At 71.8% G+C, this 21,925-nt stretch carries 19 protein-coding genes; 2 read left to right on the plus strand and 17 right to left on the minus strand.

The window, feature by feature from the left end:
• Nucleotides 1–37: 37 nt before the first annotated feature.
• Nucleotides 38–1,471 carry an RsmB/NOP family class I SAM-dependent RNA methyltransferase gene (locus ACH4S8_RS29675; RefSeq protein ID WP_398399373.1) on the minus strand — a complete coding sequence of 478 codons (1,434 nt, stop codon included), beginning with the start codon at nucleotides 1,469–1,471 and terminating at the stop codon, nucleotides 38–40.
• Nucleotides 1,472–1,573: 102 nt separating this feature from the next.
• Nucleotides 1,574–2,506, minus strand: coding sequence for a methionyl-tRNA formyltransferase (gene fmt / locus ACH4S8_RS29680; RefSeq protein WP_398399375.1), 933 nt, complete (start codon nucleotides 2,504–2,506; stop codon nucleotides 1,574–1,576).
• Between the two features lie 357 nt (nucleotides 2,507–2,863).
• Between fmt and ACH4S8_RS29685 the strand changes: the two genes are divergently transcribed.
• Complete coding sequence (locus ACH4S8_RS29685; RefSeq protein ID WP_398399377.1) at nucleotides 2,864–3,406, plus strand: hypothetical protein; 543 nt, start codon at nucleotides 2,864–2,866, stop codon at nucleotides 3,404–3,406.
• 264 nt (nucleotides 3,407–3,670) lie between these two features.
• Here the strand turns inward: ACH4S8_RS29685 and ACH4S8_RS29690 are convergent, their stop codons facing one another.
• The 14 genes from ACH4S8_RS29690 to pyrR form a co-directional block, all read right to left on the minus strand.
• Nucleotides 3,671–5,827 carry a primosomal protein N' gene (locus ACH4S8_RS29690; RefSeq protein WP_398399379.1) on the minus strand — a complete coding sequence of 719 codons (2,157 nt, stop codon included), beginning with the start codon at nucleotides 5,825–5,827 and terminating at the stop codon, nucleotides 3,671–3,673.
• A gap of 408 nt (nucleotides 5,828–6,235) precedes the next feature.
• A complete protein-coding gene (gene metK, locus ACH4S8_RS29695) occupies nucleotides 6,236–7,444 on the minus strand; it encodes a methionine adenosyltransferase (protein ID WP_151468486.1) in 1,209 nt (402 codons plus the stop codon).
• 236 nt (nucleotides 7,445–7,680) lie between these two features.
• Nucleotides 7,681–8,883 carry a bifunctional phosphopantothenoylcysteine decarboxylase/phosphopantothenate--cysteine ligase CoaBC gene (gene coaBC / locus ACH4S8_RS29700; protein WP_398399382.1) on the minus strand — a complete coding sequence of 401 codons (1,203 nt, stop codon included), beginning with the start codon at nucleotides 8,881–8,883 and terminating at the stop codon, nucleotides 7,681–7,683.
• Nucleotides 8,884–8,975: 92 nt separating this feature from the next.
• Nucleotides 8,976–9,248 (minus strand): DNA-directed RNA polymerase subunit omega, encoded by a 273-nt coding sequence (rpoZ, locus tag ACH4S8_RS29705; protein ID WP_003982715.1) that lies wholly within the window; start codon nucleotides 9,246–9,248, stop codon nucleotides 8,976–8,978.
• A 37-nt stretch (nucleotides 9,249–9,285) separates the two neighbouring features.
• Entirely contained in the window at nucleotides 9,286–9,879 is a 594-nt protein-coding gene (gmk, locus tag ACH4S8_RS29710) for a guanylate kinase (RefSeq protein ID WP_398399384.1), read from the minus strand.
• Nucleotides 9,880–9,916: 37 nt separating this feature from the next.
• On the minus strand, nucleotides 9,917–10,240 hold the full coding sequence (locus tag ACH4S8_RS29715) for an integration host factor (protein WP_016638838.1): 324 nt from the start codon (nucleotides 10,238–10,240) through the stop codon (nucleotides 9,917–9,919).
• A 309-nt stretch (nucleotides 10,241–10,549) separates the two neighbouring features.
• Nucleotides 10,550–11,392: an orotidine-5'-phosphate decarboxylase gene (gene pyrF, locus ACH4S8_RS29720; RefSeq protein ID WP_398399387.1), complete on the minus strand. Its 843-nt coding sequence runs from the start codon at nucleotides 11,390–11,392 to the stop codon at nucleotides 10,550–10,552.
• Nucleotides 11,389–12,495 (minus strand): quinone-dependent dihydroorotate dehydrogenase, encoded by a 1,107-nt coding sequence (locus tag ACH4S8_RS29725; protein WP_398399389.1) that lies wholly within the window; start codon nucleotides 12,493–12,495, stop codon nucleotides 11,389–11,391. The genes pyrF and ACH4S8_RS29725 overlap by 4 nt, the downstream gene beginning before the upstream one ends.
• A 97-nt stretch (nucleotides 12,496–12,592) precedes the next feature.
• A complete protein-coding gene (gene carB / locus ACH4S8_RS29730) occupies nucleotides 12,593–15,901 on the minus strand; it encodes a carbamoyl-phosphate synthase large subunit (RefSeq protein WP_398399391.1) in 3,309 nt (1,102 codons plus the stop codon).
• On the minus strand, nucleotides 15,894–17,051 hold the full coding sequence (carA, locus tag ACH4S8_RS29735) for a glutamine-hydrolyzing carbamoyl-phosphate synthase small subunit (protein WP_398399393.1): 1,158 nt from the start codon (nucleotides 17,049–17,051) through the stop codon (nucleotides 15,894–15,896). The genes carB and carA overlap by 8 nt, the downstream gene beginning before the upstream one ends.
• Complete coding sequence (locus ACH4S8_RS29740; protein WP_398399395.1) at nucleotides 17,048–17,614, minus strand: hypothetical protein; 567 nt, start codon at nucleotides 17,612–17,614, stop codon at nucleotides 17,048–17,050. The genes carA and ACH4S8_RS29740 overlap by 4 nt, the downstream gene beginning before the upstream one ends.
• Nucleotides 17,611–18,897: a dihydroorotase gene (locus ACH4S8_RS29745; protein ID WP_398399397.1), complete on the minus strand. Its 1,287-nt coding sequence runs from the start codon at nucleotides 18,895–18,897 to the stop codon at nucleotides 17,611–17,613. Before ACH4S8_RS29745 ends, ACH4S8_RS29740 begins: the two co-directional genes overlap by 4 nt.
• A gap of 4 nt (nucleotides 18,898–18,901) precedes the next feature.
• Nucleotides 18,902–19,879 carry an aspartate carbamoyltransferase catalytic subunit gene (locus ACH4S8_RS29750; protein WP_398399399.1) on the minus strand — a complete coding sequence of 326 codons (978 nt, stop codon included), beginning with the start codon at nucleotides 19,877–19,879 and terminating at the stop codon, nucleotides 18,902–18,904.
• An 82-nt stretch (nucleotides 19,880–19,961) separates the two neighbouring features.
• Nucleotides 19,962–20,552 (minus strand): bifunctional pyr operon transcriptional regulator/uracil phosphoribosyltransferase PyrR, encoded by a 591-nt coding sequence (gene pyrR, locus ACH4S8_RS29755; protein WP_398399401.1) that lies wholly within the window; start codon nucleotides 20,550–20,552, stop codon nucleotides 19,962–19,964.
• A gap of 244 nt (nucleotides 20,553–20,796) precedes the next feature.
• On the opposite strand from pyrR, the gene bldD reads away from it, so the two are divergent.
• Entirely contained in the window at nucleotides 20,797–21,297 is a 501-nt protein-coding gene (gene bldD / locus ACH4S8_RS29760; RefSeq protein ID WP_037621142.1) for a transcriptional regulator BldD, read from the plus strand.
• A 193-nt stretch (nucleotides 21,298–21,490) separates the two neighbouring features.
• Here bldD and nusB read toward each other — a convergent pair whose 3' ends face one another.
• Nucleotides 21,491–21,925: a transcription antitermination factor NusB gene (gene nusB, locus ACH4S8_RS29765; protein ID WP_398399404.1), complete on the minus strand. Its 435-nt coding sequence runs from the start codon at nucleotides 21,923–21,925 to the stop codon at nucleotides 21,491–21,493.

The following is a 21,925-nucleotide window of genomic DNA, read 5'->3' on the forward strand; positions in this document are numbered from 1 at the left end:
GCGGGATCGGCCGGTGCTGCGGATCAGCCGGTGCGGGTCAGCCGGTGCGGCGGATCAGGGCCAGGTACATCGCGTCCGTCCCGTGCAGGTGCGGCCACAGCTGGACGTCGGGGCCCTCGCCCAGCGCGGGCACGCCGGGCAGCAGCGGGCGGGCGTCGAGCAGTTCGGCGGAGCCGTCCTCGAAGTGCTTGAGGACGTCGTCGACGACGGCGCGGGTCTCGGCGAGGTGCGGCGAGCAGGTCGCGTAGCCGACGACACCGCCCACCCGCACGGATGCGAGCGCCGTGCGCAGCAGTCCGCGCTGGAGCGGCCCGAAGCCGTCGAGGTCCTCGGGGCGGCGCCGCCAGCGGGCCTCGGGACGGCGGCGCAGCGCGCCCAGGCCCGTGCAGGGCACGTCCATGAGTACCCGGTCGAACGTGCCGGGCCGCCACGGCGGGCGGGTGCCGTCGGCGGCGATGACCTGGTAGGGGCCGGGGTTCCCGGCGAGCGCCTTGGCGACGAGCCCCGCGCGGTGCGGCTGCTTCTCGGAGGCGAGCAGACTCGCCCCCCGCTGGGCGGCGAGACCCGCCAGCATCGCGGCCTTGCCGCCGGGGCCGGCGCAGCCGTCCAGCCAGAGCCGGTCGGGCCCGTCGAGCGGCGCGTTCGCCAGGGCGATCGCCACCAGCTGGCTGCCCTCGTCCTGGACGCCCGCGCGGCCCTCGCGCACGGCGTCGATGGCGCCCGGCTCGCCGCCCTCGGTGAGCCGCACGGCGTACGGGGACCAGCGCCCGGGGAGCGCCGAGTCCTCGTCGAGGGCGTCGAGGAGTTCCCCGGCGGTGGAGCGTCCGGGCCGGGCGACGAGGGTCACCTCGGGCCGCTCGTTGTCGGCCTCCAGCAGGTCCTCGATACCGGCCCGGCCGCCGCCGAGGGAGTCCCACAGCGCGGAGACGACCCAGCGCGGGTGCGAGTGCACGACGGCGAGATGGTCCTCGGGGTCCTCGTCGTAGGGCGGAGCGACCTGTTCCAGCCAGGTGTCGAGGTCCTGTCGCGCGACCTTGCGCAGCACGGCGTTCACGAACTTGGCCCGCCCGTCGCCGAGCACCACCCGGGCCAGCTCGACGGAGGCGGAGACGGCCGCGTGCGTCGGGATGCGGGTGCCGAGCAGCTGGTGGACGCCGAGGCTGAGCACGTCGAGGACCGGCGGGTCGACCTCCCGCAGCGGCCGGTCGACACAGGCCGAGATGACGGCGTCGTACGTCCCCTGGCGGCGCAGCGTGCCGTAGACCAGCTCGGTCGCGAGCGCGGCGTCCCGTGCGTCGAAGTCGCCCTTCTCCCGCGCCTTGCGCAGCAGCGGCGGCAGGACGAGGTTCGCGTACGCGTCCCGCTCGTCCACGGCCCGCAGCGCCTCGAAGGCGAGCATGCGGACCGGGTCCTTCTGGGGGCGGCGGTAGGGCTTGCCGGGCTTCTGCGGCCGACGGGGCTGCTCACTCACGAAAAAGGTGCTCCGGATCCAGGAAAAAGGTGCGTTTATCAGCGTACGCCGCAGGGCGGCGTCGGACGCCTGCGCCGCTGGGCAGGCGCCGCGGGGCAGGCGTCAGACGCCGAGACGCTCGCCGGAGGGGATCCGCACCCCGCGGGCCCAGTCCGCGGCGCGCATCGGCTTCTTGCCCTGGGCCTGTACCCACAGCAGCTCGACGGCGTACGAACCGGTGCCCACGTACACGTTGTTCTTGGCGACGGACAGCTCGCCCGGGGCGAGGTCCGTGCGGTCCGGCACCGTCGCCACCTGGATGAGCTTGAGCCGCTCGGCGCGGAAGACGGTCCAGGCGCCGGGGGCGGGCGTGCACCCGCGCACCATGCGGTCGACACGCAGCGCCGGGGCGGCCCAGTCGATGTGGGCGTCCTCGACGGTGATCTTCGACGCCGTGCTGATGCCGTCGGCGGGCTGCGGTACCGCCTTGAGCGTGCCGTCCTCGATCCCGTCCATCGTCGCGGCGAGCAGTCCGGACCCGGCGAAGGCGAGCCGCGTGAGCAGGTCCCCGCTGGTGTCGGTGGGCCGGATCTCCTCGGTGACGGTCCCGTAGACCGGTCCCGAGTCGAGGCCCTCCTCGATCAGGAAGGTGGTGGCGCCGGTGATCTCGTCACCGGCCATGATCGCGTGCTGGACGGGGGCGGCGCCGCGCCAGGCCGGCAGCAGCGAGAAGTGCAGGTTGACCCAGCCCTGGGCGGGGATGTCGAGGGCGACCCGGGGCAGCAGCGCCCCGTACGCGACGACGGGGCAGCAGTCCGGGCCGATCTCCCGCAGCCGGGCCAGGAATTCCTCGTCCCGCGGCTTCATCGGCTTGAGGACCTCGATGCCGGCCTCCTGCGCCCGCTGGGCGACCGGGCTCGCGACGAGGTGCCGCCCCCGTCCGGCGGGCGCGTCCGGCCGGGTCACGACGGCGGCCACCTCGTGCCGCCCGGAGGCGATCAGGGCGTCCAGGGCGGGAACGGCGACCTCGGGGGTGCCTGCGAAGACGAGCTTCATGGGTGGCGGTTGGCCTCTCGGGCGGGAGCACTTCCGTCCCCCGGGCGTCTGCCGGTTCAGGCGGAGCACGGGGCAGCGCACCAGTCTATGCCGCGCGCGGCACGAGGGCTCGGGGGTTCCTCGCGGGGCCCCGTCCCGCCCGTCGGCGCAGGTGGGACGGACCGCTCCTCGGCGCCCGGGGCGCGTCCACCGCACGACGGGGGGCGTACAGCGCGTGACACGCCCCGTTCATATGCTCTTGCGCCCTTGCACCCGTGACCACTCACCCGTCCACGCGTTGGTCAAGAAAGAGTTGACCACAGCGGGCCGCACCTGAGCTGCCCGATCCCTTTCAACGCCGGTTCGAGAGGCTTGTTCATGGCCGACCATGCAACCCACGACGCCCAGGCTCGGGCCAGCCTGCACTTGCTGGTGCGGGACATCGAGCGGGTCCGCCGGCAGGTGGACGCCCTGCGCACGCTCACCGCCCAGTTGGGCAATGTCTACCGCCCGCGCCGTGCCGGCCCCTCCACGGGCTTCGTCGTCTACGGACGCGCTCCCGCCCCGACCGTCCGCCTCGCCCAGGAGCTGCGGGACAGCGTCGAGACCCTGGTCACCGCCGCCGTGGACTTCGACCGCTCGCTCGGCTTCTCCTGGGACGCGGTGGGCTCGGCCCTCGGGGTCACCAAGCAGGCGGTGCACCGGCGTTACGGCGCCCGCCGCGCCGCCGCCCAGGCAGCCGCCGAGGCGGAGCGCGCGACGGAGACGGCCGACACGCACACGGTCGCCGTCAACTCCGCCCTCCCCCCGGTGTCGACCGTCCCCGGCGCCCGCTCCATGCCGACCCAGCCGACGGCCGGCAGCCCGACGCTCCGCGACGAGGTCAGGCCCTCGGCCTTCCCGATCCCGCGCAACGGCTGACCCGACCGCCCGAGACGACAACTGCCTCCCGGCGCCGGGCCCCGGGAGGCAGTCCCACGCATACGGCCGTGGCCGAGTCCATGCCGCTGCCCGCCCTGCGCCGCTGCTTCCGCCCATGCCTCTGCGCACGTACCCGCGCCTGCGCCTGCCGACCGTGCGGAGGCGCGGCCATGACACCCGGTCACACCCGCGGTCCGCGACGGCACACCCGTCCATCGAGCGATCCGCGACCGGCGCCCCGCGCTCGTACGGCAGCCGCGGACCTCACCCGATGTCGGGCGGATCGATCCGGATGCGTACGGGCTCACCGCCGCCGCGTGCCATACGGGCCGCCTGCGCGCTCTTCAGCGCGGCCGCCAGCGCCGCGCCGCTGCCCGGGGGCACCCTGATGAGCACGCGCTCCCCGGGCTCCCCGGGAGGCGGTCCGCCGGGCCGCCAGGGCCGCCCCGCCTCACCGGACGGCAGCGGCACGGGCCCCAACACCTCCGCGTCGCGCGGCAGTTCGGCCGCCGCGAGGAACCCGGCGAGCGCCTCCGGCGCCCCGGACACCGCCGCCATCCGGGAGACGGGCGGAAATCCCAGCTCGGCCCGCTCGGCGAGTTCACGCACCGCGTGCCCGACCGGATCCCACCGCACGAGCGCCTGCACGGGCCGCAGGGTCGGTTCGGCCACGACCACGACCGTGCCGCCCGCCCCCTGCGGGCGGACCAGCGCGGCGGCCCCCGTCCAACGGCGCAACGCGTCCTCGCCGGCCCGCAGATCGGGCCGTCCGAGCATGGCCCAGCCGTCGAGCAGCAGGGCCGCCGCGTACCCGCCCTCGGCGACGGGCTCGGCCCCCGGCGTGCTGACCACCAGGGCGGGCGTCGCGGACACCGTGTCCAGCACCTGCTCCCGCCCCGAGGTGCGCACGGGCACGGCCGGGAACGCCCGCCCCAGCTCCTCGGCGGTCCGCCGGGCGCCGACGACCTGCGCCCGCAGCCGGAACCCGCCGCACTCCTGGCAGTGCCAGGCGCTCTCGTCCCGCCCGCACCACGCGCAGCGCAGCGCCCGGGCGTCCTGCGCCTCCAGCGGCCCCGCGCAGTGCCGGCACCGCGCGGGCTCGCGGCACCGCGCGCACGCCAGCCGGGGCACATAGCCCCGGCGGGGCACCTGGACCAGCACGGGCCCCTGCTTCAGCCCCTCCCTGACGACCTGCCAGGCGAGCGTCGGCAGCCGGGCGGCCCGCGCGGCCTCGTCGCGGGCGAGATCGGCGTCCGAGACGGTCCGCACCAGCGGAGCGGTGGCGCGCACCTGTTCCCGGTCGGCGGCCAGCGGCAGCGCCCAGCCGCTCTCCACCAGTTGTGCCGCTTCCACCGTGCACGTCCAACTCCCGAGCAGGAAGCCGCACTTGTCGCGCGAGGAGCGCAGTTCCAGCACCTCCCGGACATGCGGGAAGGGAGCGTTGTCGTCGCTGTGTCCGCCGTCGCCGTCGTCCCAGACGACGACAAGACCCAGGTTCCGTACCGGCGCGAACATGGCGGCCCGGGTGCCGACCACCGCCCGTACGGACCCCCGTCGTACGGCGAGCCAGTCGCGGTAGCGCCGCTCGGGTCCCGCGTCGGCGGTCAGCACGGCGTGCTGCCCCTCCCCCAGCTGGGACTTGAGGGCCGCGTCCACGCGGGCGGCGGGCCGGCCCGCCGGTACGACGACGAGCGCGCCGCGCCCGGAGGCGAGCGTCGCCCGCACCGCGCGGGCGATCTCCTCGGCCCACTCGGGACCGGGCAGCGCGGTCCACACGGCGCGCGGGGCGCCGCCGGAGGCGAGCGAGGCGAGAAAGTCCGCCCCCCGTCCGTAGCGCCGCCAGGTCCCCGGGTCGGGTGCGGTGGGCGGCGGCGGGGGCGCGGGCGACTCCCGCGCCTCGGCACGGGCGTGCCGGGGCGGCACCGCCAGTTGCAGGACGTCCGCCAGCGATCCCGCGTAGCGGTCGGCGACGGCGCGGGCCAGCCCGAGCAGCTCGGGTCCGAGGACGGGTTCGGGCGAGACGACCTGGGCGAGGGCGGCCAGCGGCCCGGAGTAGTCGGACTCGGCGACCCGCTCGACGAGGTAGCCGTCGATGAGACCGCCGCCCTCGCGCCGCCCCTCGCGCACGTTGCGCCCGCCGGCGCCGAACCGGACCCGCACCCGCACGCCCGGCTGCGCGGCCTCGTCCAGGTCCTCGGGCACGGCGTAGTCGAAGTAGCGGTCGAGGTGCAGCACGCCCTTGTCGACGAGCACCCGCGCGACGGGCAGTTCCTTCGCCAGCGGGGCACCCCGCCAGGTCCGTGGCTTCGCCTTCGGCGCCTTGGCCTGCCGCACGGCCTCCCGGATCAGCGCAAGCTGCTCGGGCGGCGCGCCGTCCGCCCCGCCCGCGCTGTCGTCGGATCGCCCGTTCGCGCTGCTCACAGCAGTATTCCTACCAGACGGCACCGACAGCGCCGCCCGCCCGAGATCAGGCCGGCCGCGGATCGCGAACGCCGTGAAGGCGCCTTCTGCCATGGACCGCTCGGCCATACCGGTCGGGGACCGGCAGCAGGATTCGAACCTGCGAGGGGGACATCCCCCAGGAAGTAGCCGCGGCCGTCGCACCGGGCGGGGCAACGTCGGTTCTCCCGAGATCAGGGCGGCAGCGGAACGTGATCCAGATTCACCGCACGCCATGGGCGTACTCCACCGAAGTAACCGCGGCCATCGCACCGGGAGATCATCAGCATACGAACCCGCGTCCGGTCCGGCCACCGTTTTCCGCGCAGCCGTGAGGCCCGGCACCCCGAGGGGTACCGGGCCTCACGGCTCTGACGAATCGTTCGGGAACTACAGGCCCGCGGCCTTGCGCAGCGCGTCCACCCGGTCCGTGCGCTCCCACGTGAAGTCGGGCAGCTCGCGGCCGAAGTGGCCGTACGCGGCGGTCTGGGAGTAGATCGGGCGCAGCAGGTCGAGGTCACGGATGATCGCCGCCGGACGGAGGTCGAAGACGTCCGTGATGGCGGTCTCGATCTTCTCGGCCTCGACCTTGGCGGTGCCGAAGGTCTCCACGAACAGGCCGACGGGCTCGGCCTTGCCGATCGCGTAGGCGACCTGGACCTCGCAGCGCGAGGCGAGGCCCGCGGCGACGACGTTCTTCGCGACCCAGCGCATCGCGTAGGCGGCGGAGCGGTCGACCTTGGACGGGTCCTTGCCGGAGAAGGCACCGCCGCCGTGGCGGGCCATGCCGCCGTACGTGTCGATGATGATCTTGCGGCCGGTGAGGCCGGCGTCGCCCATCGGGCCGCCGATCTCGAAGCGGCCGGTCGGGTTCACCAGCAGGCGGTAGCCCTCGGTCTCCAGCTTGATGCCGTCGTCCAGGAGGGCCTTCAGCTCCGGCTCCACCACGAACTCGCGGATGTCGGGGGCGAGCAGGGACTCCAGGTCGATGTCCGAGGCGTGCTGCGAGGAGACCACGACGGTGTCCAGACGGACCGCCTTGTCGCCGTCGTACTCGATGGTGACCTGGGTCTTGCCGTCGGGGCGCAGGTACGGGATGGTCCCGTTCTTGCGGACGTCGGACAGTCGGCGCGAGAGCTTGTGCGCGAGGTGGATCGGGAGCGGCATCAGGTTCGGGGTCTCGTCCGTCGCGTACCCGAACATCAGGCCCTGGTCGCCCGCACCCTGCCTGTCCAGCTCGTCCTCGTCGCCCTCGACACGGGACTCGTACGCCGTGTCGACACCCTGCGCGATGTCCGGGGACTGGGAGCCGATCGACACCGACACGCCACAGGACGCTCCGTCGAAGCCCTTCTTCGACGAGTCGTAGCCGATCTCCAGGATCTTGTCGCGGACGAGCTGGGCGATCGGCGCGTACGCCTTGGTCGTGACCTCTCCGGCCACGTGCACCAGGCCGGTCGTGATGAGCGTCTCCACGGCGACCCGGGACGTCGGGTCCTCGCGCAGAAGCGCATCGAGAATGGTGTCGCTGATCTGGTCAGCGATCTTGTCGGGGTGGCCCTCGGTCACGGACTCCGAGGTGAACAGGCGACGGGACACAACGCTCCCTGTGGTTGCAGCGGCTGCTGGCTGATCATTGGTGGACGGCCGGAGGCTGCGCCCGGCGTCGTCCGAGAACAGTTTATCGGTCGCACTCGGCCGCGGGACCCCTGTCTCGCCTCTCGGAAGGCCTGTGACCTGCGGCACGGGCATTCTGCGCCATGGCCAGGGGTCTCCGCCAGGGTCGCCACGCCCGATTTTGCGCGATTTGTGTGACAGGTGCGACAGGGGAGGCTTCACACGAGTCGGCGTGTCACCAGGTCCCACACGGTCTCGGCCAGTGCTTCCTTGGGCCCGTGGGGCACCGGGGTCTCGCTTCCGTCGGCTCCGAGCACCACGGCCTCGTTCTCCTCGGAACCGAAGGTCTTGCGCTCCCCCACCTCGTTCACCACGAGGAGATCGCAGCCCTTGCGCTCCAGTTTCGTCCGCCCGTTGGACAGGACGTCGTCGGTCTCGGCGGCGAATCCCACCACGACCTGGCCGGGGCGCGCACGGTCCGCGGAGATCTCGGCGAGGATGTCCGGATTACGGACCAGAACGATCGGCTCCGGTTCCTTGCCGTCCTTCTTCTTGATCTTCCCGGTCGCGTACGCCTGGGGGCGGAAGTCCGCCACAGCGGCCGCCATCACCACGGCGTCGGCGTCGGAGGCCGCCTTCAGCACGGCCTCGCGCATCTGCACGGCGGTGCTCACCTGGACCACGTCGACGCCCGCCGGGTCCGCCAGGCCCGTGTTCGCCGCGATCAGGGTGACCCTGGCGCCGCGGGCGGCGGCCGTGCGGGCGAGCGCGTACCCCTGCTTGCCGGAGGAGCGGTTGCCGAGGAAGCGGACCGGGTCGAGGGGCTCACGGGTGCCGCCGGCGCTGACGACGACGTGCCGTCCGGCGAGATCCGGCTCGGTGACCCCGCGGGCCAGGACGCGGCGGCAGATCTCGAAGATCTCCCCCGGGTCGGGCAGCCGTCCCTTGCCGGTGTCGACGCCGGTCAGGCGCCCCACGGCCGGCTCGATGACGACGGCACCGCGCCGCCGCAGGGTCGCCACGTTCTCCTGCGTCGCCGGGTGCTCCCACATCTCGGTGTGCATGGCGGGTGCGAAGACGACCGGACAGCGGGCGGTGAGCAGGGTGTTGGTGAGGAGGTCGTCGGCCAGCCCGTGGGCGGCCTTGGCGAGCATGTCGGCCGTCGCGGGGGCGACCACCACGAGGTCGGCGTGCTGCCCGATGCGGACGTGCGGGACCTCGTGGACGTCCGACCAGACCTCGGTGGAGACGGGGTGGCCCGAAAGGGCGGACCAGGTGGCGGCGCCGACGAAGTTCAGTGCGGAGGCCGTGGGCACGACACGCACGTCGTGGCCCGACTCCGTCAGTCGTCGCAGCAGTTCACAGGCCTTGTACGCGGCGATGCCACCGCTGACCCCCAGAACGACCTTCGGCTTGTCCACCGTCTCTCCCCGGGCTCGAAAACGTACGACTCCATGACACACCACAGGCCCGGCAGTCGCGCCGCCGGGCCTGGGATGAGCGTTTGTGACGACTACTGAGCGGGGCCCTCGACGGCCTCGGAGGTCAGCAGACCCGCGTTGATCTCGCGCAGGGCGATCGACAGCGGCTTCTCGTGGACGTGGGTGTCGACGAGCGGACCGACGTACTCGAGGAGGCCCTCGCCGAGCTGCGAGTAGTACGCGTTGATCTGGCGGGCACGCTTGGCCGCGTAGATCACCAGGCTGTACTTCGAGTCGGTGGCCTCGAGGAGCTCGTCGATCGGAGGGTTGATGATGCCCTCGGGAGCAGTGATGGAAGAGGACACGCTCTGCCTTCCGAAAGGTGGAAATTGACCTGAAAGATCAAACAACTTCCACCAAGGCTAGCAGCTCGCGCGCCACGTCCTCGACGGAGGTGTTGACAAGGGTGACGTCGAACTCCGGCTCGGCCGCGAGTTCGACCTTGGCCGCCTCCAGGCGGCGCTCGATCACCTCGGGCGATTCGGTGCCCCGCCCGGTGAGTCTGCGCACCAGCTCCTCCCAGGAGGGCGGGGCCAGGAACACCAGGAGCGCGTCCCGCATGGACTCGCGGACCTGCCGGGCTCCCTGGAGGTCGATCTCCAGCAGGACCGGCTTGCCCGACTCCAGGTGCTCCGTGACCGCGGCACGCGGGGTGCCGTAGCGGTTGCCGGCGAACTCGGCCCACTCCAGGAGCTCGCCGTTGGCGATCAGCTTGTCCATCTCGTCGTCGGAGACGAAGAAGTAGTGGACTCCGTGCTTCTCACCGGGGCGCGGCTTGCGGGTCGTCGCCGACACCGAGAGCCAGAGCTCGGGGTGTGCCTTGCGCATATGAGCGACGACCGTGCTCTTGCCGACCCCGGAGGGGCCGGAGAGCACGGTCAGCCGCGGACGTGCGTCCGGGGGTACGGGGGTCGTCCCCCGGGGTGTTACAGCCATGCAGCGATTATTCCAGCAATCCCGGGGTGTCCAGGACTCAGGCGCCGGAACCGCCGAACTCGCGCTCCAAAGAGGCGATCTGGTTCGAGCCGAGACCGCGTACGCGGCGGCTCTCGGAGATCCCGAGTCGCTCCATGATCTGCTTGGCGCGGACCTTGCCCACGCCCGGCAGGGACTCCAGGAGAGCGGAGACCTTCATCTTGCCGATGACGTCGTTCTCCTGGCCCTGCTTGATGACCTCGTGAAGAGAGGCGCCGGAGTGCTTGAGTCGATTCTTGACCTCGGCCCGCTCCCGGCGAGCCGCGGCGGCCTTTTCGAGCGCGGCTGCGCGCTGTTCAGGGGTAAGGGGCGGAAGAGCCACGCCTACGTCACCTCGGATGTCGAACTGTCGGATACGGACCGGTGAGGAACCTAGTCGCCCCACACCTGGGAGCCCCGGGCAACACGCTCGCCCGTTCCTCCCCGCCGCCTTGACAGCGCGGGAGGCGCTCCCACTCGTCGGAGACTAGCGGGCAAGTGCGCCGGAGTCAGCGAGAACGAAGGAAAAGTCCTGGTCAGCCTCCCTGGAGCCCGACATTTACGACATACCTCCCCGGATTTGAGAATGTATTCAGACTCGGAACGCCGGGAAGGCACCCGCCGGAGGGCTCTCGAACGGTTGTCGGAGCCCTCAGGCCGCCGCCACGGCGGCCCGGATCTCCTCCGCGAACCCCTCGGCCGACTCCCGCAGGGCCATGACGTCGGGACCGTGACGCAGAACACCCCGGCTCACGTTCGGGACGACGTTGCGCACGGCGGACCCGAACACGCCCGCGAGGTCGGCCGCGGTCGCCCCCTGGGCGCCGATGCCGGGCGCGAGGAGCGGGCCGTTGATGTCCAGGTCGTAGGAGGAGAGATCGCCCAGGGTGGCGCCGACGACCGCGCCGAAGGAGCCGAGGGGCCTCTCGTCCGCGTTCTCGGCGGCCAGGTGCGCGAGCATCGTCGCTCCGACGTCGCGTCCGTCCGCGCGGACGGCGTGCTGCACCTCGCCGCCCTCCGGGTTGGAGGTGAGCGCGAGGACGAACAGCCCGGCCCCGCTCTCCCGGGCCAGCTCCACCGCGGGCTTCAAAGAGCCGTAGCCGAGGTAGGGCGACACCGTCAGCGCGTCCGAGAAGAGCGGCGCGTCCTTGCGCAGGAAGGTCTCGGCGTACGCGGCCATGGTCGAACCGATGTCGCCGCGCTTGGCGTCCATCACGACGAGCGCGCCGGCCGCCCGGGCCTCTTCGACGGACTTCTCCAGGACGGCGATCCCGCGCGAGCCGAACCGCTCGAAGAACGCGCTCTGGGGCTTGAGGACGGCGACCCGCTCGGCGAGCGCCTCGACGACCGTACGGCTGAAGCGCTCCAGGCCCGCGATGTCGTCGCCGAGCCCCCAGTCGGCGAGCAGGGAGGCGTGCGGGTCGATGCCCACGCACAGGGGACCGCGCTCGTCCATGGCGCGGCGAAGGCGCGTGCCGAAGGGTTCCAGGCTCATACGGGCTTCCTCACGTCGGCGCCGACCGCGTCGGCGAGGGTGGCGTACGGGCTCGTCCGCAGGCGGGCGGCGAGCCCCTTGTGGACGGCCCGGGCCCAGAAGGGGCCCTCGTAGATGAAGGCGCTGTAGCCCTGGACCAGCGTGGCGCCGGCCAGGATGCGCTGCCAGGCGTCCTCGGCGTTCTCGACGCCGCCGACGCCCACCAGGGTGATCCGGTCGCCCACGCGCGCGTAGAGGCGGCGCAGCACCTCCAGGGAGCGCGCCTTGAGCGGCGCGCCGGACAGGCCGCCGGTCTCCTTCACCAGGGAGGGGTCGGACGTCAGCCCGAGCCCCTCGCGGGCGATGGTGGTGTTCGTGGCGATGATCCCGTCGAGGCCGAGCTCGACGGCGAGGTCGGCGACCGCGTCGACGTCCTCGTCGGCGAGGTCGGGCGCGATCTTGACGAGGAGCGGGACGCGCCGGCCGGTGACGGCACGGTCGGCGGCCTCGCGGACGGCTCCGAGCAGCGGGCGCAGCGCTTCGGTGGCCTGCAGGTTGCGCAGGCCGGGGGTGTTCGGGGACGACACGTTCACGACGAGGTAGTCGGCGTGCCGGGCGAGGCGCTCGGTCGACTTCACGTAGTCGCCGACGGCCTCTTCCTCGGGGACGACCTTGGTCTTGCCGATGTTGACGCCCACGACGGTCCGGAAGACGGGCGTGCGGGCCGCCAGGCGCTCGGAGACGGCCGCGGAGCCCTCGTTGTTGAATCCCATGCGGTTGATCAGCGCGCGGTCCGGCACGAGGCGGAACAGCCGCTTCTTGGGGTTGCCGGGCTGGGGCTCCCCGGTGACGGTGCCGATCTCGATGTGGTCGAAGCCGAGCATCGACATGCCGTCGATGGCCACCGCGTTCTTGTCGAAGCCCGCCGCGAGTCCGAAGGGCCCGTGCATGCGCAGGCCCAGCGCCTCGGTACGCAGTTCCTTGTACCGGGGCGCGAGCGCGGCGGCGACGAAGGTGCGCAGGACGGGGACGCGGGCGACGAGCCGGATCCAGCGGAAGGCGAGGTGGTGGGCCTGCTCCGGGTCCATCCGCTTGAAGACGAGGTCGAAGAACAGCTTGTACATGATCGTGTCCTCTGAGGAGCCCGGTGAGGGCGCCTCTGGAAGGGGCGGGGGGCTCATGAAGAGGGGGACACCGTTTCCGGTGTCCCCCTCGGGGCCGCTAGTCGCGCGCCGCGGTCAGATGCTCCGCGTGTTCCTGGAGCGAGCGCACGCCCACGTCTCCGTGGTTGAGCGCGTCGATGCCCTGGACGGCGGCGGCGAGCGCCTGCACCGTCGTCAGGCACGGGACCGAGCGGGCCACGGCCGCCGTGCGGATCTCGTAGCCGTCGAGGCGGCCGCCGGTGCCGTACGGCGTGTTGACGATGAGGTCGACCTCGCCGTCGTGGATGAGCTGGACGATGGTCTTCTCGCCGTTCGGGCCCTCGCCCTCGCTCTGCTTGCGCACGATCGTGGCGTTGATGCCGTTGCGCTTGAGCACCTCGGCCGTCCCGGAGGTGGCCATGAGCTCGAAGCCGTGGGCGACGAGTTCGCGCGCGGGGAAGATCATCGAGCGCTTGTCGCGGTTGGCGACGGAGATGAAGGCGCGGCCCTTGGTGGGCAGCGGGCCGTACGCGCCGGCCTGCGACTTGGCGTACGCGGTGCCGAACACCGAGTCGATGCCCATGACCTCGCCGGTGGAGCGCATCTCCGGGCCGAGGACCGTGTCGACGCCGCGTCCGTGGATGTCGCGGAAGCGCGACCACGGCATGACGGCCTCCTTGACGGAGATCGGCGCGTCGAGCGGCAGGGTGCCGCCGTCGCCGTTCGCCGGGAGCAGGCCCTCGGCGCGCAGCTCGGCGACGGTGGCGCCCAGCGAGATGCGGGCGGCGGCCTTCGCGAGCGGCACCGCGGTCGCCTTCGAGGTGAAGGGGACGGTGCGCGACGCGCGCGGGTTGGCCTCCAGGACGTAGAGGATGTCGCCGGCCATCGCGAACTGGATGTTGATCAGACCGCGCACGCCGACACCCTTGGCGATGGCCTCGGTCGAGGCGCGCAGCCGCTTGATGTCGAACCCGCCGAGGGTGATCGGGGGCAGCGCGCACGCCGAGTCGCCGGAGTGGATGCCGGCCTCCTCGATGTGCTCCATGACGCCGCCGAGGTAGAGCTCCTCGCCGTCGTACAGCGCGTCGACGTCGATCTCGATCGCGTCGTCGAGGAAGCGGTCGACCAGGACCGGCCGGGAGGGGCTGATCTCGGTCGACTCGGCGATGTACGAGGACAGCCGGGTCTCGTCGTAGACGATCTCCATGCCGCGTCCGCCGAGGACGTACGAGGGGCGGACCAGGACGGGGTAGCCGATCTCGTCGGCGATGGCCTTGGCCTCGGCGAAGGTGGTGGCGGTGCCGTGCTTGGGGGCCGGCAGGCCGGCCTCCGCGAGGACGCGTCCGAAGGCGCCGCGGTCCTCGGCGGCGTGGATCGCCTCGGGCGGGGTGCCCACGATCGGTACGCCGTTGTCCTTCAGCGCCTGCGCGAGGCCGAGCGGGGTCTGGCCGCCGAGCTGGACGACGACACCGGCGATCGGGCCGGCCAGCGACTCCGCGTGCACGATCTCCAGCACGTCTTCCAGCGTCAGCGGCTCGAAGTACAGGCGGTCGGAGGTGTCGTAGTCCGTGGAGACGGTCTCGGGGTTGCAGTTGACCATCACGGTCTCGTAGCCCGCGTCGCTGAGCGCGAAGGAGGCGTGGACGCAGGAGTAGTCGAACTCGATGCCCTGGCCGATGCGGTTCGGGCCGGAGCCCAGGATGATCACCGCGGGCTTCTCGCGCGGCGCGACCTCGGTCTCCTCGTCGTAGGAGGAGTAGAAGTACGGCGTCTTCGCGGCGAACTCGGCGGCGCAGGTGTCGACCGTCTTGTAGACCGGGCGGATGCCGAGCGCGTGCCGCACCTCGCGGACGACGTCCTCGCGCAGCCCGCGGATCTCGGCGATCTGGGTGTCGGAGAAGCCGTGCCGCTTGGCCTCGGCGAGCAGCTCGGGGTAGAGCTTGTCGGCGGCGGCCAGTTCGTCCGCGGTCTCCTTGATCAGGAAGAGCTGGTCGACGAACCACGGGTCGATCTTCGTGGACTCGAAGACCTCCTCGGGGGTGGCGCCCGCGCGGATGGCCTGCATGACGGAGTTGATGCGGCCGTCGGTGGGCCGGACGGCCTCGCGCAGCAGCTCGTCCTTGTCACCGGGGTCACCCACGAAGGTGAACTGGCTGCCCTTCTTCTCCAGCGAGCGCAGCGCCTTCTGCAGCGCCTCGGTGAAGTTGCGGCCGATGGCCATGGCCTCGCCGACCGACTTCATGGTGGTCGTGAGGGTGGAGTCGGCGGAGGGGAACTTCTCGAAGGCGAAGCGCGGGGCCTTCACGACGACGTAGTCGAGGGTCGGCTCGAAGGAGGCCGGGGTCTTCTCGGTGATGTCGTTCGGGATCTCGTCGAGCGTGTAGCCGACGGCGAGCTTGGCCGCGATCTTGGCGATGGGGAAGCCGGTCGCCTTGGAGGCGAGGGCCGAGGACCGCGAGACGCGCGGGTTCATCTCGATGACGATGATGCGGCCGTCGTCGGGGTTGACCGCGAACTGGATGTTGCAGCCGCCGGTGTCGACGCCGACCTCGCGGATGATCGCGATGCCGATGTCGCGCAGCCGCTGGTACTCGCGGTCGGTGAGCGTCATGGCCGGGGCGACGGTGATGGAGTCGCCGGTGTGGACGCCCATGGGGTCGAAGTTCTCGATGGAGCACACGACCACGACGTTGTCGTTCCTGTCGCGCATCAGCTCCAGCTCGTACTCCTTCCAGCCGAGGATGGACTCCTCCAGGAGCACCTCGGTGGTCGGGGAGAGCGTGAGGCCCTGGCCGGCGATGCGGCGCAGCTCCTCCTCGTCGTGCGCGAAGCCGGAGCCGGCGCCGCCCATGGTGAAGGAGGGGCGGACGACGACGGGGTAGCCGCCGAGCGTCTCGACGCCCGCGATCACGTCGTCCATGGAGTGGCAGATGACGGACCGGGCGGACTCGCCGTGACCGATCTTCTCGCGCACGGCCTCGACGACGCCCTTGAAGAGGTCGCGGTCCTCGCCCTTGTTGATGGCCTCGATGTTGGCGCCGATGAGCTCGACGCCGTACTTCTCCAGCACACCCTGCTCGTGCATGGAGATCGCGGTGTTGAGGGCCGTCTGGCCGCCGAGCGTCGGCAGCAGGACGTCGGGGCGCTCCTTGGCGATGATCTTCTCGACGAACTCGGGGGTGATCGGCTCGACGTAGGTGGCGTCGGCGATCTCCGGGTCGGTCATGATCGTCGCCGGGTTGGAGTTGACCAGGATGACCCGCAGGCCCTCGGCACGCAGGACGCGGCACGCCTGGGTGCCGGAGTAGTCGAACTCGGCGGCCTGGCCGATGACGATCGGGCCGGAGCCGATGACCAGGACGGACTGGATATCGGTGCGCTTAGGCACGCTGGCCCTCCATCAGGGATACGAAGCGGTCGAACAGGTAGGCGGCGTCGTGCGGTCCTGCCGCCGCTTCGGGGTGGTACTGGACGCTGAAGGCCGGCTGGTCGAGCAGTTGGAGGCCCTCCACCACGTTGTCGTTGAGGCAGACGTGGGAGACCTCGGCGCGGCCGTAGGGGGTCTGGGAGACCTCGTCGAGCGGGGCGTCGACGGCGAAGCCGTGGTTGTGCGCGGTGACCTCGACCTTGCCGGTCGTACGGTCCTGCACGGGCTGGTTGATGCCGCGGTGGCCGTACTTCAGCTTGTACGTGCCGAAGCCGAGCGCGCGGCCGAGGATCTGGTTGCCGAAGCAGATGCCGAAGAGCGGCGTCCTGCGGGCGAGGACTTCCTTCATGACGGCGACGGGACCGTCGGCGGTCGCCGGGTCGCCGGGGCCGTTGGAGAAGAAGACGCCGTCGGGGTCGACGGCGTAGATGTCCTCGGCGGTGGCCGTCGCGGGCAGCACGTGCACCTCGATGCCGCGTTCGGCCATCCGGTGCGGGGTCATGCCCTTGATGCCGAGGTCGACGGCGGCGACGGTGAACTTCTTCGTGCCGATCGCGGGGACGACGTACGCCTCCTTGGTGGCGACCTCGGCGGCGAGGTCCGCGCCCTTCATCTCGGGCGCCTGGCGCACCTCGGCGAGCATGGTGCCCGCGTCGGGCAGCGCGTTGCCGGAGAAGATGCCGACGCGCATGGCGCCGCGCTCGCGCAGGTGGCGGGTCAGGGCGCGGGTGTCGATGCCGCTGATGCCGACGACGCCCTGGCTGCGCAGTTCCTCGTCCAGGGAGCGCCGCGAGCGCCAGTTGGAGGGCACGCGCGCGGGGTCACGGACGACGTATCCGGCGACCCAGATCCGCTTCGACTCGGGGTCCTCGTCGTTGACGCCGGTGTTGCCGACGTGCGGGGCGGTCATCACGACGACCTGGCGGTGGTAGGAGGGGTCGGTGAGGGTCTCCTGGTAGCCGGTCATGCCGGTGGAGAACACCGCTTCGCCGAAGGTCTCCCCCACGGCCCCGTAGGAACGGCCGCGGAAGACCCGGCCGTCCTCCAGGACGAGTACGGCGGGAAGCGCCTTCTCCTTCTGCGAGGCGTTCCCCTGAGTGGAGGTCGTCATCGTGCGCCTTCCGTTTCCGTCTTGTTGATCATGTCGTTCAGGGTGTCGACCCATTCGTTGTGCTCGGCCGCGCGGTCCGAGCGGAATCCGGAGTCGAGGAGCCGGTCGCCGTGCGCCCAGGTGACGACGAGGAGTCCGCCCTCGGTGAGGACCTTGCCCGCGATGCCCTTGTCGAGCCGGGCCCCGCGCAGCTGCGCGGCCGGGATGAAGAAGTCGTCCGCTCCGGGGCGTACGACGTCGAGACCCGCGTCCGTCAGGGTGAGCTCGGCCTTGCTGCGGGTGCCCAGGCCGTGCGCCACGATGCGGTCGAGCCACTGCCCGGCGGTGGTGGAGCCGTGGTAGCGGCCGCTCATGCCCAGTCTCGCCGGACCGGGGTCTTCCGGCGCGTCAGGCAGCTCCGGCAGGTCGCCCTGGAGGGTGCCGCGCCACTTCCAGCCCTCGCGCATCAGCCAGTAGACGAGCGCGACGAAGAGGGCGAGGCCGACGAGCCAGCCGATCCGGGCGGACCAGTCGGTCACTTCCGCGGACTTCTGGGCGGCGGCGATGGAGAGGTGAGGTGTCACGCGAGCTTCCCGTCGACGAGGGTGGCCTTGCCCCGCAGCCAGGTGTGGGTGACCAGGCCCGGCAGCTCACGGCCCTCGTAGGGGGTGTTGCGGCTGCGCGAGGCGAAGCCGGCGGGGTCCACGGTCCCACGGTATGCCGTGTCGACGAGCGTGAGGTTGGCGGGCTCACCTGCCGAGACGGGACGTCCGTGGCCGGTGGCCCGGCCGATCGCGGCGGGCTTGACGGACATGCGGTCGGCGACGCCGGCCCAGTCCAGCAGCCCGGTCTCGACCATCGTCTGCTGGACGACGGACAGCGCGGTCTCGAGACCGACCATGCCCATCGCCGCGGCCGCCCACTCGCAGTCCTTGTCCTCGTGCGGGTGCGGCGCGTGGTCGGTGGCGACGATGTCGATCGTGCCGTCGGCGAGCGCCTCGCGCAGGGCCATGACGTCGCGCTCGGTGCGCAGCGGCGGGTTGACCTTGTAGACCGGGTTGTACGACCGCACCAGTTCGTCGGTGAGGAGCAGGTGGTGCGGGGTGACCTCGGCGGTGACGTCGATGCCGCGGGACTTGGCCCAGCGGACGATCTCGACGCTGCCGGCGGTCGACAGGTGGCAGATGTGGACGCGGGAGCCGACGTGCTCGGCGAGCAGGACGTCCCGGGCGATGATCGACTCCTCGGCCACCGCGGGCCAGCCGCCGAGTCCGAGCTCGGCGGAGACGACGCCCTCGTTCATCTGGGCGCCCTCGGTGAGGCGGGGCTCCTGGGCGTGCTGGGCGACGACACCGCCGAAGGCCTTCACGTACTCCAGCGCGCGGCGCATGATCACCGCGTCGTCCACGCACTTGCCGTCGTCGGAGAAGACCGTGACGCCGGCGGCGGACTCGTGCATGGCGCCGAGCTCGGCGAGCTTCTTGCCCTCCAGGCCGACGGTGACGGCGCCGATCGGCTGCACGTCGCAGTAGCCGTGCTCCTGCCCGAGCCGGTAGACCTGCTCGACCACACCGGCGGTGTCGGCGACCGGGAAGGTGTTGGCCATGGCGAACACGGCCGTGAAGCCGCCGCTCGCCGCCGCGCGGGTGCCGGTCAGGACGGTCTCGGAGTCCTCGCGGCCCGGCTCGCGCAGATGGGTGTGCAGGTCGACCAGGCCCGGCAGCAGCACCTTGCCGTCGGCCTCCACGACCTCGGCGCCCTCGGCGGACAGGCCGGTGCCGACGGCCTCGATGGCCTCGCCGTCGATCAGGACGTCCTGCGGCTCGCCGCCGAGCACCCGCGCACCACGGATAAGGATCTTGCTCATGGTCTTACTTCTCCTCGGTACGGGTGTGGGTGACGGCGGGCTCGTTGCCGCCCAGGAGCAGGTACAGGACGGCCATGCGGATGGAGACACCGTTGGCGACCTGCTCGACGACGGTGCAGCGCTCGGAGTCCGCGACCTCGGCGGTGATCTCCATGCCGCGGACCATCGGGCCGGGGTGCATCACGATGGCGTGCTCCGGCATTCTCGCCATGCGGTCGCCGTCGAGCCCGTAGCGACGCGAGTACTCGCGCTCGGTCGGGAAGAACGCCGCGTTCATCCGCTCGCGCTGCACGCGCAGCATCATCACGGCGTCGGACTTGGAGAGGGTGCTGTCGAGGTCGTACGAGATCTCGCAGGGCCAGCTCTCCACGCCGACCGGCACCAGGGTGGGCGGCGCGACGAGGGTGACCTCGGCGCCGAGGGTGTGCAGCAGGTCGACGTTGGAGCGGGCGACACGGCTGTGCAGGACGTCGCCGACGATCGTGATGCGCTTGCCGGACAGGTCCTGGCCGAGCCCGGCGTCCCGGCCGACGAGCCGGCGGCGCATGGTGAAGGCGTCGAGCAGGGCCTGCGTGGGGTGCTGGTGGGTGCCGTCGCCCGCGTTGATGACGGCGGCGTCGATCCAGTCGGAGGTGGCGAGGCGGTAGGGGGCTCCGGAGGCGCCGTGCCGGATGACGACGGCGTCGACACCCATGGCCTCCAGGGTCTGGGCGGTGTCCTTGAGGGACTCGCCCTTGGAGACGCTCGACCCCTTGGCGGTGAAGTTGATGACGTCCGCGGAGAGGCGCTTCTCGGCGGCCTCGAAGGAGATCCGGGTCCGGGTCGAGTCCTCGAAGAAGAGGTTGACGATCGTGCGGCCGCGCAGGGTCGGCAGCTTCTTGATCGGCCGGTCGGCGACCCGGGCCATCTCCTCGGCGGTGTCGAGGATCAGGACGGCGTCGTCGCGGGTGAGGTCGGCGGCCGAGATGAGATGACGCTGCATCTGTCAGGCTCCGTAAGGAAGTTCAGGGAGGATTCGGGCATGCGGGCGCGCGGGGGCGCACTGTGCGGCGTGGGCCGGAGTGCTACCGGGGCTCGCCCGTGGAGGTCCGCTTGGCACCGAGCAGCACGGTGTCGCGACCGTCCTCCTCGGCGAGCTGGACCTTGACCGTCTCCCGCAACGACGTGGGGAGGTTCTTGCCGACGTAGTCGGCGCGGATGGGCAGTTCGCGGTGGCCCCGGTCGACGAGGACGGCGAGCTGCACGGCGCGCGGGCGCCCGATGTCGTTCAGCGCGTCGAGCGCGGCGCGGATGGTGCGGCCGGAGAAGAGCACGTCGTCGACGAGGACGACGAGGCGGCCGTCGATGCCGTCACCGGGGATCTCGGTGCGGGCCAGCGCGCGCGGCGGGTGCATGCGCAGGTCGTCGCGGTACATCGTGATGTCGAGGGATCCGACCGGGATCTTGCGTTCGGTGATCTCTTCGAGCTTGTCGGCCAGCCTGCGGGCCAGGAAGACACCCCGGGTCGGGATGCCGAGGAGCACCACGTCGTCGGCGCCCTTGGCGCGTTCGACGATCTCGTGGGCGATGCGGGTCAGCACCCGCGCGATGTCGGGTGCCTCCAGTACGGGACGCGCGTCGGCTTCCTCGTGCTGCGTGTCGTGCTCGGTGTCCATGGGAAACGGACCTCCTTCTCCGCCTCACGGGACGGATCATTAAAGGACGTCGGATTTGCGCCATCAACGGTACCAGCCCGGCAACGCAGCTGATCACATCGGTTTGAGCCACCCCTGGTGACACCCGTCCGGGACCGGTCGAAAATCCTTCGGCTTGACGGGGGAGAGTAACGCTGCGTAACCTCACAGTGAGTCACCAGCCGCGCGGCGGAGCCGCACGTTGATACAGCGTCCGGGGAGCTATATGTCCAGCGAATACGCCAAACAGCTCGGGGCCAAGCTCCGCGCCATCCGCACCCAGCAGGGCCTTTCCCTCCATGGCGTGGAGGAGAAGTCGCAGGGCCGCTGGAAGGCGGTCGTGGTCGGTTCGTACGAGCGCGGCGACCGTGCCGTGACCGTGCAGCGTCTCGCCGAGCTGGCGGACTTCTACGGGGTTCCGGTCCAGGAGCTGCTTCCGGGCACCACCCCGGGCGGGGCCGCCGAGCCGCCGCCGAAGCTGGTCCTCGACCTCGAGCGGCTCGCGCACGTGCCGGCCGAGAAGGCGGGCCCGCTGCAGCGCTACGCGGCGACGATCCAGTCGCAGCGCGGCGACTACAACGGCAAGGTGCTGTCGATCCGCCAGGACGACCTGCGCACCCTCGCCGTGATCTACGACCAGTCCCCCTCGGTCCTGACCGAGCAGCTGATCAGCTGGGGCGTCCTGGACGCGGACGCGCGCCGCGCGGTCGCCCACGACGAGGGCTGAATCCCCTAGGGACAGCTCAGCAGAAACGTGCCGCCGGGGTGGCCGGAACCTGATGGTTCCGGCCACCCCGGCGGCCGTCTGCGGGCCTGGGAAGTCTTCCGGGTACACGAACGCCGGAGGGCCCGCAGCGTGATCGCTGCGGGCCCTCCGGCGTTCCGTACGCCCCTCCGGGCCGTACGGCCAGGGCTGCCGGTCAGTCCTCGTCGCGGCGGAGCGACGGCTTCAGGTCCTTCAGCCGGCCCAGCAGGCCGTTCACGAACGAGGGCGACTCGTCCGTGGAGAACTCCTTCGCCAGCTGCACCGCCTCGTCGAGCACCACGGCGTCCGGGGTCGCGTCGACCCAGATCAGCTCGTAGGCACCGAGGCGCAGGATGTTGCGGTCGACGACCGGCATCCTGTCCAGCGTCCAGCCGACGGAGTACTGCGCGATGAGATCGTCGATGCGCCGCGCCTTGACGGCGTAACCCTCGACGAGCTCCATCGTGTATTCGCTGACCGGGGGCTGCCGGGTGTCGGACCGGGAGTGCCGGATCCAGTCCGCGAGGACCGTCAGGACGTCCACGCCGCGCTGGTCGCCCTCGAAGAGGATCTGGAAGGCGCGCTTGCGGGCCGTGTTGCGGGCAGCCAC

This window comes from Streptomyces sp. NPDC021080, assembly GCF_044333225.1.
GTDB lineage: Bacteria > Actinomycetota > Actinomycetes > Streptomycetales > Streptomycetaceae > Streptomyces.

Bases quoted from the DNA above. Each gene is read 5' to 3' on its own strand.
- fmt (WP_398399375.1), bottom strand. From the start codon at position 2,506: ATGAAGCTCGTCTTCGCAGGCACCCCCGAGGTCGCCGTTCCCGCCCTG.
- ACH4S8_RS29685 (WP_398399377.1), top strand. From the start codon at position 2,864: ATGGCCGACCATGCAACCCACGACGCCCAGGCTCGGGCCAGCCTGCAC.
- gmk (WP_398399384.1), bottom strand. From the start codon at position 9,879: ATGGCTGTAACACCCCGGGGGACGACCCCCGTACCCCCGGACGCACGT.
- pyrF (WP_398399387.1), bottom strand. From the start codon at position 11,392: ATGAGCCTGGAACCCTTCGGCACGCGCCTTCGCCGCGCCATGGACGAG.
- ACH4S8_RS29725 (WP_398399389.1), bottom strand. From the start codon at position 12,495: ATGTACAAGCTGTTCTTCGACCTCGTCTTCAAGCGGATGGACCCGGAG.
- carA (WP_398399393.1), bottom strand. From the start codon at position 17,051: ATGACGACCTCCACTCAGGGGAACGCCTCGCAGAAGGAGAAGGCGCTT.
- ACH4S8_RS29745 (WP_398399397.1), bottom strand. From the start codon at position 18,897: ATGAGCAAGATCCTTATCCGTGGTGCGCGGGTGCTCGGCGGCGAGCCG.
- ACH4S8_RS29750 (WP_398399399.1), bottom strand. From the start codon at position 19,879: ATGCAGCGTCATCTCATCTCGGCCGCCGACCTCACCCGCGACGACGCC.
- pyrR (WP_398399401.1), bottom strand. From the start codon at position 20,552: ATGGACACCGAGCACGACACGCAGCACGAGGAAGCCGACGCGCGTCCC.
- bldD (WP_037621142.1), top strand. From the start codon at position 20,797: ATGTCCAGCGAATACGCCAAACAGCTCGGGGCCAAGCTCCGCGCCATC.